Genomic DNA, 16072 nt, shown 5'->3' with positions numbered 1-16072 from the left:
GAATGTTCATATTCGTTGTTATATATGATTAAAATCCAAGAACAATGGTGAGAGACTATTCTATTGATTCGGTAAAAGGTGTATGCTTATTGCATATGTTCGTCCTGCATATTTTTATAATATATGGTTTTTTTTGATGCAAAAGGTGCCGCATCCGAATTCTATTTTAATGCCCTAAGTTTTTTTATGTCCTCTTTTTATTTTTTTAGCGGCTTTTTCTTCAAAAGCCCTGAGAATGGGAATGAGATGAAGTATATTAGGAGTAAGGTTAAGAAGTTTATCATACTGCTGACAACATGGCTGTCGTTTCTTTGCCCTTTGTTTATTGCAAGGATTATTTATTAATAGATGTTAACGTGTGGGGGGTGAAATGGTTTGAGCCTTTCACATTCGTTCTTCCATTAGGATGTTTACATTCAAATGATGCTTTGTGGTTTCTTTCGTCACTGTTTTTAGTGAATGTTATATTCTTCATAGTGAATAGAAGGCTTTCAGGCAAAAGGCTGTTTGTGTTTATTTTGCTTTGTTACCTATATTCTTTTGTTGATAGTAAAATACTCCCATGTGTTTTTAATAGTTCGAATGTTAGCTTGGGGATTGTCTATTTTTATGGGGGATATATGTTTCGTAAAGCTTCAATGAAATACTCTATATTTAGGGTTTGGTATTTTATATTGGCTTGTGTCCTCTACGTACTAATTATGACATTTGATCCACAGTATTTAATGTTTGTATCGTTAGGGCAGGTAAATGGGTACTATATTTTGAATTTAGTATTCTCCATATCGGGAATTTATATATTGTGGTTTGTTTTCAAGAAACTATTACGCATATCATTATTCGTATATTTTGGAGAACACTCTATGTCGTTGTACGTATGGCACATGATACCATTGCGTTTAGTCTTGGATCTAATTAATAAAGTATTATTATCCAGAATGTCCGTTCATTCTATATTTTATTACGATGCTCGTTACGATATGTTTAACCGCATGGATTATAGAATATTGTCTTGGTAGAAAATACTGTATCCTGTTTGGCTACTAGTTTTACTGGTATACAATATGTAAGTACTCAAAAAGGGCTTATATTTAAAATTATTACCATTGTTGCGAACAGAATATATAGTAATTATGTAGTAGTGAAAATTCAGGGAAATTTAATTTTCAGTATTAAACAGAGTCATTCTCCTATGAATAGTCTGTTCAGTTTTTTGAAAGAGGAATCGGGTTCCCTATAACCTCTTTCAAAAGTGGAATAAGGATACCCGCAATAAAATAGTGGAGGTAAGAGTTGAGCGTATGCTAGAGGATCTATCCTCTTCTTGTGCTATCGGCATCATCTAAACAGCATTGGATAATGGAAATAAGGAAAAGGAGGTTCGTATGAGTATAAACGCATTGTCCTCTTGGCTGATAATTCAATAGTAGATAAACTATTATTCTAAATTCAATAAGACAGAATTTAGGAAAGTCATGAATTACTTGAATGAGAAACTAATAAGATGGCTTAGGTGCAAGTTTAAAAGACTTCGTAATGGGGTATATTGAAGAGCAAGGCGTGTGCTTGCTATTACAGCTCAAAAGAATCCAATCTTGTTCATTGTACGTGTGGACATAAGTTGTATATGAAGCGTGTCGATTGAATTATAAACATATAACAAATGAGTTAAGTACGAAGAGCTGTGTGACGGGAGACTGTCAAGCACAGTTCTGTGAGAAGAGAGTGTGAAAGTTCCACTACTTACTTGACCTGATAAGATTGAGAAAGAAGAACTTGTTTATCCTGTTTTAACTAAAATAAGAAAGAAGATAAAAATATGGATCATGAAAATAGGAATATTGACACAACCTCTTAGAGGTAATTATGGCGGAGTTTTACAGAATTGGGCCTTGCAGCAGATCTTGATTCGGTTGGGGCATGAGCCGATTACTATTGACATCCTTCCTCGTCCTTCGATTGGAAGATTTATTCTTTCTACGATCAAATCCTTGCTTCTTTGGTTTATTCCTTCACGCAGGAGAAGATTTAAGAGATGGAGAGAGAGGAGGATGCCGCTATTTGAGGAATTTGTGAGTAAAAATATTATCAAGACTCCTGCTTGTAGAAATTATTCGATGGAGATGATTAGAGAATATGGTTTAGAAGCATTGTTGGTAGGTAGTGATCAAACGTGGCGTCCGATATATAATGTGAATCGTTTGTCGGATATGTTTTTGCATTTTGCGAGGAATTTTTCGGGAAAAAGGGTTGCCTATGCTGCTTCTTTTGGCGTAGACTATTGGGAATATTCAGAAAAACAAACCTCCGTTTGTTCCTCTTTAGCTCAGCTTTTTGATGCCGTATCTGTGCGAGAGACAAGTGGAGTGGCTCTTTGCGAGAGATATTTGGGAATAGATGCTGTGGCAGTACTCGATCCCACGTTACTTGTTAGAAAGGAGACATATGCGGAGTTGTGTATGAAAGTTCCTGTTTTTAAGAAGAGATATCTTGCTGCTTATGTGCTAGATTCCGCAAAGGAAGTAGATCTGATAATCACAGAAGAGGCGAAAAAAAGAGGATTGCCTATCCTTCGTTATTCCGCTTATGGACAGGCCAAGCTGACAGTAGAGGAATGGATCGCTATTTTTCGTGATGCTAGTTTTGTAATTACGGATTCATTTCATGGAACAGTATTCTCTATTATTTTCGAAAAACCTTTCCGTTGTGTTGTGAATGAGAGAAGAGGTGGTGTTCGTTTTGCTGATTTGTTAGAAAAATATCATTCTGGTAAGTTGGAGGAGTGGCGTGAAAAGAGTCTTGATTTTTTGCGAGAGGCGTTGAATGGCTGACGGTATGGATGTAGCGGTAAATGAAAATATTCTTAAGGATAACCTGTTATAATTTGATATCGTGCTTTCAGTATTTATTTATACATTTATAATGTGTTTTATGTTTTGCTGTGCTTCTATTGCATCTTATAGAGAGCATGTAACTATACATAAAAATCTGTTTTTTAGATGGGAGATAATCCTTATGCTCCTTTCTTTTGCTGTTTTATTTGGAATGCGATACGATGTCGGTCAAGATCATTTAGCTTATTTAGATGGATATATAAATCCATTTCTTCATAAGGAATATGAACCTTTGTTCGCATTAATTCGTGATACGCTTAGTAATGCAGGTGTACATCCAATCGTTTTTTTTGCGGTTTGTGCATTCATTCAAGTGTTTTGTCTTTTCTATTTTATGAAAGACTGTAAATTCTTATATCCAGCTTTGATTGTATCTCTTTTTATGGGTCAATTCTTTATTCATTGGATGAATGGTATTCGACAAGATATTGCAGGTTGTATATTCTTATGTGCTATTACTTGTGTTATAGATAAGAGGATTGTAGGATTCTTTACTCTTGTGTTGATTTCTGTTGGTTTTCATTATTCTGCTGTTATATTATTCCCGTTTTATTTTCTATATCTAAAAAAAGATCACTATTTTAATAGTGTTAATGTCCAATATTTATTACTTTTTGTTGTGGCTTATGTTGCTATATATAATGTTGATTTGTTGACATATATAAATGATGATATATTCTATTTAGCTACACTCTCTGGGTATGAAATGTATACTGAAGATGTGCTTGAAAGATTTGCGGATATTACGAAAATAGGTGTAAGTATGTATGTTTTTATTTTATTGGATTTGATTATTGTATCATATTATAAAAAATGAAATGCTATTATTGTGGAAGGAAATTTAATATAGTATATGATTTGTATTTTTTTGGTACTGTACTTCAAACTCTTTTTATTAATAATTTGGTGTTAGCTAGACCATTTCGCTATTTTAGGGGATGTAAGTTAATAATTATAGCGTATTTATTGTTTTTTTTATATAAAAAAGGAGGATTAACTGTTAATGCTGTTGTCTTTTTTATAGTTATGATATTATTACTGATACTATTTATTGCTACAATAAAAAATGAACCATTTTATTTTATGTCTATATGAAGAAAATAAGTGTTATTATTCCGTGTTATAATTCTGAAAAATATATTTCCAAATGTATAGAGAGCTTAAGGGCGCAATCATGTGATGATGTGGAATTCATATTTGTAAATGATGGGTCAACTGATAGTACTTGGAATTATATAAAACAATTTGAACAAGAAGATAAAAGAGTTATTGTTATAGATAAGCCTAATGAAGGTGTATCTAAGGCTAGGAATGATGCTCTTGATATTATCAGCGGTAGGTATGTGTATTTTTTGGATCCTGATGATTTTATTGATAGAGGTTGGTGCGAAGAAATGTATTTGTTAGCATGTAGATATGATGTCGATATTCTGATTTTTAATTTTTATAGTATAGTAAATGGATTCAAACAAAAATGTTTACATAATATTCCTGTTGGATTATATGATATTGAGGAGTTTTTAATAACGGTTGAACGTTTGCCAATTACACCTAAATTGTATAAGAGGGAAACAATTAAAAACGTTCGGTTTAATGAAAATCTTAAAGTAGGTGAGGTTTTTGATTTTTTTATTAACGCAATGTGTAATTCTTGCAAAATATATGTTACAGATGGTTTTTATTATAACTATGTTCGACATGTAGGTTCTGCAACTAAAAAACTAAATGTGGAGGTAGATTCGTTAATTGTTGATACAATATATAGTATAAATGAACGAGTCTATAAGTATAAACGTGAAATAATTTCTAGCAGATGTTTTGTATATTCTATTTGTTTGTTAATTAATAGTTTTGCGTTTAATAAATATGTTAAAAAAGTATCATTAAGTGAATCTGTTAGTTTAATAGAATGTGTGTATGCGGATTCTTTGGTGAGAAATTATATTAAAAAAAGGATAAAAATGACTTCGTGGGGAAGTGATGAAAAATATTATTTTTTATTGTTATATGCTTCTCCTAAATTGCTATATCTTTTTTTAAGGATCTTGTTTAAGTTTAAAATTCTGTAAATGCAAATTGAATAATAATGAAAAATCTTATAATAATTGCTGCAGGTGGATTAGGAAGAACTCTCTGTGGAATGGCAGAAAGTTGTCTTGGGTATGAAACTGATTTTGTTGTTAAAGGATTTATTGATGATGACTTAGATGCGCTTAATTACTTTGATAATTATCCCCCAATAATAGGAAAAATATCAGATTATGTGCCACAAAATGATGATGTTTTTGTTTGCTCTATTGGAGGAGAGTCTCGTAAAAGATGTATAGAGCAACTTATAGATAGAGGTGCTACTTTTATATCATTGATTCATAATACAGCTCGTATTTGTCATAATGTTAGAATGGGTGAAGGAAATGTCATTGGGGCTTTTACAAGTATAGGAGTGGATTCTGTATTAGGAAATTACAATTTAATTCAATCTCATACAGTGATTGGACATGATGTCATTATTGGTGATTGGAATAGAATAGATACACACGTAACATGTGTGGGAGGAACTAAAATATGTAATGCAACTGATATTTACACTTCGGCTATTATAAATCATGGAGTTGTTGTAGAAGATAAAGCACATGTTGGGGCTTGTAGCTTTGTTATAAAGAGAGTAAAAGCAGGAACTACTGTCTATGGTAATCCTGCAAAACGTTTATGACTTTATTTATTAATTAAATATTTATTTGTCATGGAAATACAAGATTTTATTGTGAAATTTGCAGAACAATTTGATGAAACAGATGTAACTGAATTTGTTGCTTCTACTAAATTTAGAGAATTAGATGAATGGAGTTCATTAATAGCGCTTTCAATTATTGCGATGGTTGATGAAGAATATGATGTCACGTTGAAAGGGGATGATATGCGTCAAGCAGAGACGATTGAGGAGCTATTTAATATTGTAAAAGGGAAATATGGCACTATTTGATATCACTAAAGTGCGTATTGCAGGCATCTCAGCGTGTGTTCCAAAGCAAGTAATACGTGTTGAAGACAGTGTAAAAAGTGCAGATTATGACTCTTCCAATTTTGCAGAAAAGACAGGTATAAAAAGTGCACATATTTCTAATGAATATACGGCATCAGACCTGTGCTATAATGCAGCGGAAAAGTTGATTAATGATTTGGAATGGAATAAGACTGATGTCGGTGCTTTATTTTTTGTGTCTCAACATCCTGATTACATTCTTCCAGCAACGTCTTGTATTTTACAGGAACGACTGGGGCTAAGTAGAGAATGCTATGCGATAGATATCTCTCTTGGATGTTCAGGATGGGTATATGGTTTGAGCTCTGTGGCTGCAATATTATCTCAAGGTGGTATAAAAAAGGCGTTATTGTTAGTTGGTGATGCGAGAAAAAGGGCACTTTGTGAATTTGATCCCTTGTTTGGTTATGCTGGAACTGTAACAGCTTTAGAGTATACAGGAAATGAGAGTGATAGATTCACTTTTCATTTTGGAACTGACGGCAGTGGATATGATGCTATTATTATACCTGATGGTGGTAGTCGAAATCCTGTGACATTAAAATCGTTTGATATGGAAGATGTAGATGGAAAGAAAGTGCATCGACTTCAAACAAGAATGAAAGGAATGGATGTTTTCGCTTTTGGGATTTCTGTTGCTCCAAAGTCTATAAAGAAAATAGTTGAATTTAGTGGAAAACAAATCTCTGATTATGATTATTTTATATTGCATCAGGCTAATTTGATGATGAATGAAAAAATTAGAAAGAAATTGCAATTGGACTCAGATAAAGTCCCATATAGTTTGACCGAGTTTGGAAATACTTCTTCAGCATCAATTCCTTTAACAATATTAACTCAGACAAGAGGAAAAGTAGAAAAAAAAGAAACTAATTGGATTGCTTGTGGCTTTGGAGTAGGGCTTTCTTGGGGTACTGTTGCTTTTACGACAAAAAATCTTGTATTATCAAATTTGATAGAATTGTAGATATGTATCAGTATAATCCTTTTTCTTTAGAAGGTAAAGTCATTCTTATTACTGGTGCATCTTCAGGGATAGGAAGAGCGACAGCCATAGAATGTGCTAAAATGGGGGCGTCGTTGATTATAACAGGACGAGATGAGGAGCGTTTAAAAGAAACTTTTGCAAAATTGGAGGGTTTTAAAAATAAAGTACATATGCAAATCGTGGCAGATTTGTCTACGGAGGATGGCATAAAAGATTTAGTTAATCAGATTCCGCAAATTAATGGTTGTGTTAGTAATGCTGGAATTGTGGGACTAACTCCAATTCAATTTGTTACTACTAAAAAAATAGAAGAAATGCAACAGATTAATTTAATGGCTCCTGTCTTATTAATCAAGCAAATTCTGAAGCAAAAGAAATTTCAATCTCAGGCCTCTATTGTTTTTACTTCTTCTGTTGCGGGTGTTTACCGTGTTTCTATGGGAAATGCTATTTATTCGATTACGAAATGTGGCATTGATGCATATATGCGCTCATCGGCTTTGGAACTTGCCACAAAGGGTATTAGATGTAATAGTGTTAATCCTGCAATGGTTGAAACTCGAATTTTGAATAGAGGACAGTTGACGCTAGAACAATATGAGGCTGATAAGTTAAGATATCCACTTAAAAGATATGGAAAACCTGAAGAGGTTGCTTGGGCTATTATATATTTATTGTCTGATGCATCTGCTTGGGTGACAGGCATATCCCTTAAATTGGATGGAGGAATGACATTGAGTTGAGATGGGAAGATTTTTAGAGAATAAAGTATGTATCATTACTGGTGCTGCACAGGGCATCGGAAAATCGATAGCCGAACGTTTTGCTGGTGATGGTGCTATTGTATATGCTTGTGACCGACAAGAAGGGAGCATGGATGTATGGGTAAAACAATGTGCGGCAGTGCAAGATACCCGTGTGATTCCGTTGTATTTTGATGTGACGGATGCTGCAGCTGTCAAGTCTGCTTTTATGTCGATATTCAAACGAGAAGGTCGTATTGATGTACTGGTTAATAATGCCGGTGTGGTGTTTAATAAGAAAATCGGCATGATTGTTCGACCGGAAACAGAACTGATGTTCCGGGTAAATGTGATTGCGGTCATAGAAATGGTGCAGTTGGTATCTCGTTTGATGGCTCGCAATGGCGGTGGATCGATTGTGAATATCGCATCTGTTACGGCTGTATTGGGGTCTCCCGGCCAGTCTGCCTACTCGGCTACCAAAGGGGCTATTATGGCGTTTACCAAATCGGCCGCAAAGGAATTGGCTCCTCTTGGTATTAGAGTCAATGCTGTAGCGCCGGGTATTGTGAAGACGGAACGATTCTCTGAATTGTATGAAGAGAGTGGTGAGAAAATAGATACACGTATTCGGAAGATTGCGTTGGGACGTTTGGGTACACCGGAAGATGTGGCAAACGCTTGTGCTTTTCTGGCTTCTGACAGGGCTTCCTATATTTCCGGCCAGATATTGGGCGTGGATGGTTGCGCTTCCATTTAGAATAAATAATCAGATGATATTGGGTTTAAATGAACGGTCGCATTCTGCGGTTGCCGCAATAGATGCTTCAGGGGCTGTCTTGAGGTATGGGGAATTGTTATCCTTTTCTGAGAGAATCGGATCTTTGCTTTCTGCACGTTCCTTATTGTTTTTGTTGACAGAAAACAATGTAGGGGGAATAGCGTGGAGTATGGGTTGTATTAATTCGGGTAATGTGCCTTTGATATTGAATGCGCATATCGAAGAGGAGCTTTATCATAATTTGTTTGAAATATACCGTCCTTCTTATGTGTGTCTTCCTACAAGAATGGCATCCGCATTGCGATATGAGATTGTGTGTGAGTGCTATGGCTATACGTTGTTGCATACAGGTATGGGACCTTGTACGCTACATGCCGACTTGTCTCACTTGTTACCTACTTCCGGCTCTACGGGAAGTCCTAAGTTGGTACGCCATAAGTACGGGAATATAGAGGCGGCAGCTTTGAATATATCGACTTTCTTTGGGCTTACGTCTAATGACAGGCCATTGCTGGTGTTGCCTTTGTATTATACGATGGGATTGTCAGTCGTATTCAGTCATTTGTATGTGGGCTCTACTGTATTGATAACGAATCAGAGCATGACGGACAAGGCTTTTTGGAACTTTATGAAGGAACAACGGGCAACTAGTTTTACGGGAGTGCCTTACAGTTTTGAGATATTGAACTTAATGCGCTTTTTCCGGATGGATTTGCCAGACTTGACCTTACTTACTCAAGGTGGTGGTAAAATGTCTCGTCAGTTGAATTTGAAGTTTGCCGAATATTGTCGTGACAACGGGAAACGCTGGATCGCGACTTATGGGCAATCGGAGGGGACTGCTCGTATGGCTTATTTACCTGCGGAATGGGCCATTGAGAAAGTCGGCAGTATAGGCAGAGCTGTACCTAATGCAGAGTTGTCGTTGATAGATAGTGAGGGAAATCGTATAGAGGGGGCCAATACCGAAGGTGAGATGTGTTATCGAGGTAAAAATGTGACGATGGGATATGCCCGTAGTCGGGAAGATCTGTCGCTGGGTGATGAACGCAATGGTTTTATGCGTACCGGTGATTTGGCTTATCGGGATGAGGATGGCTGTTACTACATAGTGGGGCGCATGGGACGTTTCTTGAAACTGTTCGGTATGCGCATCGGATTGGATGAGTGTGAGCAGATCATTAAAGGTAAATATCCGATGGAATGTGCTTGCGTAGGAACGGATGAGAAGCTGACTGTTTATTTGACCGACGGGAAATATGCGACGGAGGTAAAGGAGGTGTTGGTAGAAAAGACAAGGCTTGTGGCTTCAGCCTTTGAGGTTAGGGTGATCGATGAGATACCCAAAAATGAGGCCGGAAAGATATTGTATAGTAAGTTGAATGTATAAAAATAAATAGTGATGGCTAATATTGATCAGTATAATAATGCTTTTGTGGAAGTGTTTGGGGTGAACGCTTCTACCTTGAATGATGATTTTTCCAAAGAGAGCGTAGATACGTGGGACTCGGTTCATCAACTAAATATCATCGCATTGCTGGAGGAATCTTTTGATGTGATGTTTGATCCAGAGGATATCATGGAGTTCACTTCGTATGGAAAGGGACGTGAGATCTTGAAGAGATACGATGTTGGGCTTTAACGGTTGGACTTATGGCAAGGTGGGAAATTAAGAATGTTGGCATGAAAGGAGTGGCTATGGCTGTTCCTAAGAATGTGGTAACAACTTCCGAATTAGGACTTCTTTCTCAAGAGGAAGCGGAGGTATTTGATAATACGGTCGGTATAAAGCGCAGGCATATAGCTCCGGATACCATGTGTGCATCGGATATGTGTCAGGCTGCCGCAGAAAAGTTGTTGACGGAATTAGGATGGGAGAAAGATAGTATTGATGTACTGTTGTTTGAATCTGTTACAGGCGATTATCGTACTCCCCCGACCTCTTGTGTGCTACAGGATAGGCTTGGCTTGTCGGAAAATTGTTTCTGTATGGATATACCCATGGGATGCTGTGGTTGTATGTATGCCATAACGGTTGCCGGTAATCTGTTGACAGTGGGTAATGTGAAGCGTGCGTTACTACTTATAGGGGATACGGCCTTGCGAATGGGTTCCGTGAAAGACAAAAGCCGTGTACCTTTATTTGGAGATTGCGGTACAGCGATCGCATTGGAATATGATGAGACCGCTAACGATATTGTAGTAGACTTCCATACCTACGGAAAAGGATATGAGGCTCTGATGACCCCTCATGGTGGTTTTCGTCATCCGGCTACTCCTGCCTCTTTTGAATATGAGGATTTTGGTAATGGTATTGTGCGTGCGCCTATTCATACGTTGATAAATGGTATGAATGTTTTCTCATTTGCCATATCTCGTCCTCCTAAATCCGTTGAGACTTTCTTTGCGGATTATAATATCAATCGTGAAACAGATATAGATTATTTTTTGATTCATCAGGCGAACAAGATGATCGTGGATCGTATCGTGAAGAAATTGAAGTTGCCCAAAGAGAAAGTTCCTTACAATTTGGAAGAGTTTGGGAACTTAGGAGGAGCTTCGATTCCGTCATTGATGGTAACAAGGATTGCAGATCAACTTAGGACGAAAGAAACGACACTGTTAATGTCTTCTTTTGGACTGGGATTGAGTTGGGGAACCATGTGGATGAAGACAAAACCGATGGTTATATCAGAAATGGTGATTATGAAAAAGATATAGATCTTTAGTGAAAAAATAATAAGTATAATGATAATTACAGAAATAAGAGTTCTAATTTGGAAATTGTTGACAAAGTCTTTATATCCAGCTTATTTACGGATAATATACAAAATGGATATAGGGAAAGATGTGATGATTTCTCATAAGGCTATATTGGATAAGAGTGTTAATCCTAAAGGCTTGCATGTTGGAGATCGTGCTCATATTGTTGCAGGTGCTGAGATTTTGTGTCACGATGCATGGAGAGGCTTAAAGAAGGATACTTATATTGGTGTTAATTCATTAATAGGAAGTAGATCTCTTATTATGCCTGGTGTTAGAATAGGTGATATGAGTGTGGTTGGAGCATGTTCTGTTGTTACAAAAGATGTTCCTGATAATACTATGGTCGCTGGTAATCCTGCTCGTGTAATTAGAACAGGCATTAGTATAAATAAAGAAGGTCGTATTGTGAATTTTGGAGAGTTGTCGAAAAAGTAATAATCTTTATTTTGTAATTATGTATAGATATATAAAGAGATTTATAGATCTTACTTTGTCTTTATTGGGAATATTATTTTTGTTGCCATTATATCTTATCCTTACTATTTTAGTAAGGATAAAATTAGGATCTCCAATTTTCTTTATACAAGAGCGTTCAACTTTGAATGGACGTTCTTTTAGTTTATTGAAATTTAGGACAATGACTAATAAAACTGATTCAGATGGGAATCTATTGCCGGATGAACTGAGAAAAACTTCATTTGGCAGTTGGTTACGAAATACCAGTTTAGATGAGTTACCAGAGTTATTAAACATTTTGAACGGAGACATGGCTATCATAGGGCCAAGACCAATGCCTTCTAAATACAATATATATTTTTCTGATTATGAGAAAAAAAGATTTAAAGTGAGAGGAGGTTTGTTACCTCCTGAAGTTTTAAAGGATAATCCTACTCCAACTTGGGATGAACAACTACAGTGGGAAGCGGAGTATGGTGAAGATTGCTCCTTCTTTATTGATTTAAAAATATTGTTTAGAACGTTTAGACTTTTAATCCATAGGAAAAATGATAATTATGGCGAATATGTAAGAAAGTCTTTATCTGAAGAAAGAACAGAAAAAAATAATGCTTATGAAAGTAGCAATACATCAGCCTGATTATATTCCATATTTGGGATTCTTTTACAAGATGTATAAATCTGATTTGTTTATATACTTGGATGATGCTCAGTTCTCGAATGAAGCGGCTCACAATTTTAATAAGATCAAGACACCTCAAGGTGTCTTGCGTGTAAAGTTTCCCGTAGAAATGAAATTTGGTGATCCTATTAATCATGTGAGACCGAAAGATGAATTGAAATGGAAGGAAAGGCATCTTAAGACAATAGAGATGAATTATAAGAAAGCTCCTTTCTTTTCTGATATTTATCCATCTTTAAAAGAGGTATATCTAAATGACTACTCCAATGTGGCAGATTTGAATATAGCATTAAATACATTTATTTCCAATCAATTTGGTATTAAACCTAAAATATTTAGATCCTCAGAATTGCTTTCTCATGCTAAAAGAGAGGAGCGTGTAATTGATTTGTCATTGGAAGTTGGAGCTACTACATATATTTCGGGTAATGGTGCTAGAGTATATCAAGATGAATCCCATTTTAATGAAAGAGGATTAAAATTAGAATATATGGATTATTCTCCTATTGAGTATCCTCAGTTATGGGGTGATTTTATAGAGAATATGTCTGTTCTTGATTATATTTTTAATTGTGGATTTAATTTTGAGTATGTAGTTGATAAGGTTGATGCTATAAATGGAAATAGGTAGTTTTTTGGAATTAGACTTACGTGATACTGGTGAGTTGTTTGATGGCTCTGAAGTTTGTAGGTTAAATCTTAATAGAGCTGGTATTTATCATTGTTGTAGACTTCTAAATGTAAATAAAGTCCTTTTGCCTTATTATGAGTGCTTTACGGTTCGTGATTTTCTTCTTGGCAAAGGTCTTAAAGTTGATTATTATCATATAGATAAGGATTTTATGCCTCTTGATATTTCTCAAGGTGATGATACCGCAATAGTGTTTGTGAATTATTTTGGCCTTATGTCTACAGAGCACATGTTATCATTGATTGAGGGGTATAAAAATGTTATCATCGACAATGCCCAATCTCTATTCGCAAAACCTATAAATGGAGTCTATAATGTCTATTCTCCCAGAAAGTTTGTAGGCGTTCCTGATGGCTGTTATGTGGTAGGCCCAGATGCTGTAAGGTTTAGTGATGAATATGATCAAGATTTATCTTCTGAGACAGCAGGTTTCTTATTACAAAGAATAGAAGTGGGTTGCAATTCTGCTTATCAATATAGACAATTAAATGAGAAGCGTCTAGATATGTCTAACATTTCTAGAATGTCTATTCTTTCTCGGGCTATACTTAAAAATGCTCCTTATGGTTATATTAAAAATAAAAGATTTGAAAATTTTAATTTGGCATCTGATTTATATTCTTCTATGAATAAAATCAATCCTCATATATATTTCGATGATAATTGTGTTCCATTTGTTTATCCATTAGTTGTAGAGAAATCTGATATGGTGGATCTTTTAAGTAAAGAGAAAATTTATACCGGACGTTGGTGGAATTATTTGCTTAAGGAAACTGATTCTACATCTTTTGAGTATTATCTATCCTCTTATATGATCCCTATACCGATTGATCAGCGTTATGGGAAGAATGAGATTGAATATGTTTATAATATTATTAATAAATATTTAACTGAGTAGTCGTGTTTAAGAATATATTGGTTGTAGCACCTCATGCGGATGATGAAATATTGGGTTGTGGGGCAACTATTTATAAAATGATACAAGAAGGTCATAATGTGTATGTGCTGATTATGACAAATGCCAGTAAATCTGATCCAAATATTTTTTCCGAAAAAGGTATTCAGCGTGTTAGAACAGAGGCACTGGAGGCTCATCGTTTACTAGGTGTAAAACAGACCTTTTTCTTTGATTTTCCGGCTCCTGCATTAGATCAATATCCAGGTTATATCATGTCTCGTGAAGTTTCAAAATGTATATCCGAAAATCAAATAGATACTGTGTTTATTCCCCATAGAGGAGATATTCATAAAGATCATCGGATGGTCTTTGACAGTGTATTAGTCGCTTGTCGTCCTGTTGGAGATTATACGGTTAAGCGAGTTTATACCTATGAAACGTTATCTGAAACGGAATGGGCTGCTCCTTATGCGGATGATGCTTTTATTCCCACGGTATTCATTCCTTGTAGTCAAGATGGAATAAAAATGAAATTGAGAGCGATGGAGTGTTATCAATCTCAACTAAGGCGGTTCCCTAGTTCTCGTTCTTTAGAGGCTTTGGAAGCTTTGGCGAAATATAGAGGTGCTACAATTAGCGTAGAAAGAGCTGAGGCTTTTATGCTGATCCGAAGTATTTTCTAAAATCACAATAATAATGAATAAACGAATTTATCTTTGCCTTGCTCACATGAGCGGCAAAGAACAAATGTATATCAAAGAGGCCTTTGATACGAACTGGGTTGTGCCTTTAGGTCCGAACGTGAATGGATTTGAGAAAGATCTGGAGGAATTCGTGGGTGAAGGTAAACATGTGGTGGCTCTGTCTGCCGGTACTGCCGCAGTGCATCTGGCGTTGCTTGCCTGTGGCGTGAAGCCGGGGGATGAGGTGCTGGTACAGAGCTTTACCTTCTGTGCTTCCTCGCATCCGATCATGTATTTGGGGGCTACGCCTGTATTCGTGGATTCGGAGGCGGATACTTGGAATATGGATCCTGTGTTATTGGAAGAGGCGATTCAAGATCGTATCGGGAAGACGGGAAAAACACCGAAAGCGATTGTTCCGGTGGCCTTATATGGGATGCCTTATAAGGTGGATGAGATTATGGCGGTCGCTGATCGGTATGGGATTCCGGTCATTGAGGATGCGGCGGAGGGTTTTGGCTCTCGTTATGATGGACGTATGTTGGGTACGTTTGGAAAATATGGGGTGCTGTCGTTCAATGGGAATAAGATGATTACGACCAGTGGTGGTGGTGCGTTGATTTGTCCGGACGGGGAGGCTAAGCAGGAGATCATGTTCTACGCTACGCAGGCTCGGGAGGCTTATCCGTATTACCAGCATGAGCGGATCGGATATAATTACCGGATGTCGAATATTTGTGCGGGTATCGGGCGTGGTCAGATGACGGTGGCTGATGCTCATGTAGCTCATCATAAGCATACGTGTGATTTATACCGGGAACTGTTGAAGGATGTGAAAGGGATCACCTTGCATGAGAATCCTTCCGGTCGTTTTGATAGTAATTATTGGTTGAATACGATTGTCTTGGATCCTTTATTGAGGGTGAAAGGGCAGGAGAATGCTTATCAAGCAACGGTACAAGGTGCTGTTGGTGGTGCGGGTGGCGTGACTCACGTAGCGGTTAACGCACATACGGATTGCGAGCCGAATGCCAATGTCGAGGCGATGCGTATGGGACTTGACGCGATGGGTATAGAATCCCGTCCTTTGTGGAAACCGATGCATAAGCAACCTGTCTATAAGAATTGCCCGGCTTATGTGAATGGGGTGAGCGAATCTTTGTTTAAGGTCGGGTTGTGCCTGCCTTCCGGCCCGTATGTAACGGATCGGGATATTGAGTATATCGTTGGAGGTATAAGGGGCTTGATTGAGCGTTGATTTTAACAGCTATTCCATGAGTTAAATTCGTTTTACTGTGTAGGCCTAAGTAGAGGCTAATCATAAAGATTTTATTTTTGTTACGAGGAGGGTGTGTCATTTTGATGCACCTTTTTTTGTGTTTGGTAGAAAGTTGCAAGTTGAACAATGTGGACGCTTTGTTCTTGCCATGTGACTATGTTCGTCGTT

General features: G+C 36.7%; 19 protein-coding genes. All 19 read left to right on the top strand.

Annotated elements, in window-relative coordinates; all coding sequences use genetic code 11:
- Positions 1 to 296 precede the first annotated feature (296 nt).
- The gene (locus NBH07_RS06620; RefSeq protein WP_224202013.1) at positions 297 to 1019 is read left to right on the top strand and encodes an acyltransferase family protein; all 723 of its coding nucleotides are present in this window, start codon (positions 297 to 299) and stop codon (positions 1017 to 1019) included.
- A gap of 411 nt (positions 1020 to 1430) precedes the next feature.
- Positions 1431 to 1550 (top strand): group II intron maturase-specific domain-containing protein, encoded by a 120-nt coding sequence (locus tag NBH07_RS22575; protein WP_122114632.1) that lies wholly within the window; start codon positions 1431 to 1433, stop codon positions 1548 to 1550.
- A 276-nt stretch (positions 1551 to 1826) separates the two neighbouring features.
- Positions 1827 to 2831 (top strand): polysaccharide pyruvyl transferase family protein, encoded by a 1005-nt coding sequence (locus NBH07_RS06615; protein ID WP_005859195.1) that lies wholly within the window; start codon positions 1827 to 1829, stop codon positions 2829 to 2831.
- Between the two features lie 100 nt (positions 2832 to 2931).
- Positions 2932 to 3711 (top strand): EpsG family protein, encoded by a 780-nt coding sequence (locus NBH07_RS06610; RefSeq protein WP_250833488.1) that lies wholly within the window; start codon positions 2932 to 2934, stop codon positions 3709 to 3711.
- Between the two features lie 274 nt (positions 3712 to 3985).
- A complete protein-coding gene (locus NBH07_RS06605) occupies positions 3986 to 4963 on the top strand; it encodes a glycosyltransferase family 2 protein (protein WP_005859191.1) in 978 nt (325 codons plus the stop codon).
- A 17-nt stretch (positions 4964 to 4980) separates the two neighbouring features.
- Positions 4981 to 5607 (top strand): acetyltransferase, encoded by a 627-nt coding sequence (locus NBH07_RS06600; RefSeq protein ID WP_005859189.1) that lies wholly within the window; start codon positions 4981 to 4983, stop codon positions 5605 to 5607.
- Between the two features lie 30 nt (positions 5608 to 5637).
- Positions 5638 to 5877 carry a hypothetical protein gene (locus NBH07_RS06595; protein WP_005859187.1) on the top strand — a complete coding sequence of 80 codons (240 nt, stop codon included), beginning with the start codon at positions 5638 to 5640 and terminating at the stop codon, positions 5875 to 5877.
- A complete protein-coding gene (locus tag NBH07_RS06590; RefSeq protein ID WP_005859185.1) occupies positions 5864 to 6904 on the top strand; it encodes a ketoacyl-ACP synthase III in 1041 nt (346 codons plus the stop codon). Before NBH07_RS06595 ends, NBH07_RS06590 begins: the two co-directional genes overlap by 14 nt.
- Positions 6905 to 6906: 2 nt before the next feature.
- Positions 6907 to 7668, top strand: a complete 762-nt coding sequence (locus NBH07_RS06585; RefSeq protein ID WP_005859183.1) for an SDR family NAD(P)-dependent oxidoreductase — start codon at positions 6907 to 6909, stop codon at positions 7666 to 7668.
- Position 7669: 1 nt separating this feature from the next.
- On the top strand, positions 7670 to 8428 hold the full coding sequence (locus NBH07_RS06580; protein WP_005859181.1) for an SDR family NAD(P)-dependent oxidoreductase: 759 nt from the start codon (positions 7670 to 7672) through the stop codon (positions 8426 to 8428).
- 13 nt (positions 8429 to 8441) lie between these two features.
- Complete coding sequence (locus tag NBH07_RS06575) at positions 8442 to 9839, top strand: AMP-binding protein (protein ID WP_005859179.1); 1398 nt, start codon at positions 8442 to 8444, stop codon at positions 9837 to 9839.
- A gap of 12 nt (positions 9840 to 9851) precedes the next feature.
- Positions 9852 to 10091, top strand: a complete 240-nt coding sequence (locus NBH07_RS06570) for an acyl carrier protein (RefSeq protein WP_005859177.1) — start codon at positions 9852 to 9854, stop codon at positions 10089 to 10091.
- Positions 10092 to 10102: 11 nt separating this feature from the next.
- Positions 10103 to 11170, top strand: coding sequence for a 3-oxoacyl-ACP synthase III family protein (locus NBH07_RS06565; RefSeq protein ID WP_005859175.1), 1068 nt, complete (start codon positions 10103 to 10105; stop codon positions 11168 to 11170).
- A 27-nt stretch (positions 11171 to 11197) separates the two neighbouring features.
- On the top strand, positions 11198 to 11650 hold the full coding sequence (locus tag NBH07_RS06560) for an acyltransferase (RefSeq protein ID WP_005859173.1): 453 nt from the start codon (positions 11198 to 11200) through the stop codon (positions 11648 to 11650).
- 19 nt (positions 11651 to 11669) lie between these two features.
- Positions 11670 to 12311, top strand: coding sequence for a sugar transferase (locus NBH07_RS06555; protein ID WP_005859171.1), 642 nt, complete (start codon positions 11670 to 11672; stop codon positions 12309 to 12311).
- Positions 12286 to 12984, top strand: a complete 699-nt coding sequence (locus tag NBH07_RS06550) for a WbqC family protein (protein WP_005859169.1) — start codon at positions 12286 to 12288, stop codon at positions 12982 to 12984. The genes NBH07_RS06555 and NBH07_RS06550 overlap by 26 nt, the downstream gene beginning before the upstream one ends.
- Positions 12971 to 13942: a hypothetical protein gene (locus NBH07_RS06545; protein WP_005859166.1), complete on the top strand. Its 972-nt coding sequence runs from the start codon at positions 12971 to 12973 to the stop codon at positions 13940 to 13942. Before NBH07_RS06550 ends, NBH07_RS06545 begins: the two co-directional genes overlap by 14 nt.
- Positions 13943 to 13944: 2 nt before the next feature.
- Entirely contained in the window at positions 13945 to 14625 is a 681-nt protein-coding gene (locus NBH07_RS06540; RefSeq protein WP_005859164.1) for a PIG-L deacetylase family protein, read from the top strand.
- 13 nt (positions 14626 to 14638) lie between these two features.
- On the top strand, positions 14639 to 15883 hold the full coding sequence (locus tag NBH07_RS06535; protein WP_005859161.1) for a DegT/DnrJ/EryC1/StrS family aminotransferase: 1245 nt from the start codon (positions 14639 to 14641) through the stop codon (positions 15881 to 15883).
- Positions 15884 to 16072: the final 189 nt, after the last annotated feature.

It is taken from the genome of Parabacteroides sp. B2-S-102 (assembly GCF_023656665.1).
GTDB lineage: Bacteria > Bacteroidota > Bacteroidia > Bacteroidales > Tannerellaceae > Parabacteroides > Parabacteroides distasonis.
This window is presented reverse-complemented; position numbering and strand designations above follow the sequence as displayed.

Bases quoted from the DNA above. Each gene is read 5' to 3' on its own strand.
- NBH07_RS06590 (WP_005859185.1), top strand. From the start codon at position 5,864: ATGGCACTATTTGATATCACTAAAGTGCGTATTGCAGGCATCTCAGCG.
- NBH07_RS06575 (WP_005859179.1), top strand. From the start codon at position 8,442: ATGATATTGGGTTTAAATGAACGGTCGCATTCTGCGGTTGCCGCAATA.
- NBH07_RS06535 (WP_005859161.1), top strand. From the start codon at position 14,639: ATGAATAAACGAATTTATCTTTGCCTTGCTCACATGAGCGGCAAAGAA.
- NBH07_RS06565 (WP_005859175.1), top strand. From the start codon at position 10,103: ATGGCAAGGTGGGAAATTAAGAATGTTGGCATGAAAGGAGTGGCTATG.
- NBH07_RS06615 (WP_005859195.1), top strand. From the start codon at position 1,827: ATGAAAATAGGAATATTGACACAACCTCTTAGAGGTAATTATGGCGGA.
- NBH07_RS06550 (WP_005859169.1), top strand. From the start codon at position 12,286: ATGAAAGTAGCAATACATCAGCCTGATTATATTCCATATTTGGGATTC.
- NBH07_RS06545 (WP_005859166.1), top strand. From the start codon at position 12,971: ATGGAAATAGGTAGTTTTTTGGAATTAGACTTACGTGATACTGGTGAG.
- NBH07_RS06595 (WP_005859187.1), top strand. From the start codon at position 5,638: ATGGAAATACAAGATTTTATTGTGAAATTTGCAGAACAATTTGATGAA.
- NBH07_RS06585 (WP_005859183.1), top strand. From the start codon at position 6,907: ATGTATCAGTATAATCCTTTTTCTTTAGAAGGTAAAGTCATTCTTATT.
- NBH07_RS06560 (WP_005859173.1), top strand. From the start codon at position 11,198: ATGATAATTACAGAAATAAGAGTTCTAATTTGGAAATTGTTGACAAAG.
- NBH07_RS06555 (WP_005859171.1), top strand. From the start codon at position 11,670: ATGTATAGATATATAAAGAGATTTATAGATCTTACTTTGTCTTTATTG.
- NBH07_RS06610 (WP_250833488.1), top strand. From the start codon at position 2,932: ATGTTTTGCTGTGCTTCTATTGCATCTTATAGAGAGCATGTAACTATA.
- NBH07_RS06570 (WP_005859177.1), top strand. From the start codon at position 9,852: ATGGCTAATATTGATCAGTATAATAATGCTTTTGTGGAAGTGTTTGGG.
- NBH07_RS06600 (WP_005859189.1), top strand. From the start codon at position 4,981: ATGAAAAATCTTATAATAATTGCTGCAGGTGGATTAGGAAGAACTCTC.
- NBH07_RS06580 (WP_005859181.1), top strand. From the start codon at position 7,670: ATGGGAAGATTTTTAGAGAATAAAGTATGTATCATTACTGGTGCTGCA.
- NBH07_RS06605 (WP_005859191.1), top strand. From the start codon at position 3,986: ATGAAGAAAATAAGTGTTATTATTCCGTGTTATAATTCTGAAAAATAT.
- NBH07_RS06620 (WP_224202013.1), top strand. From the start codon at position 297: ATGGCTGTCGTTTCTTTGCCCTTTGTTTATTGCAAGGATTATTTATTA.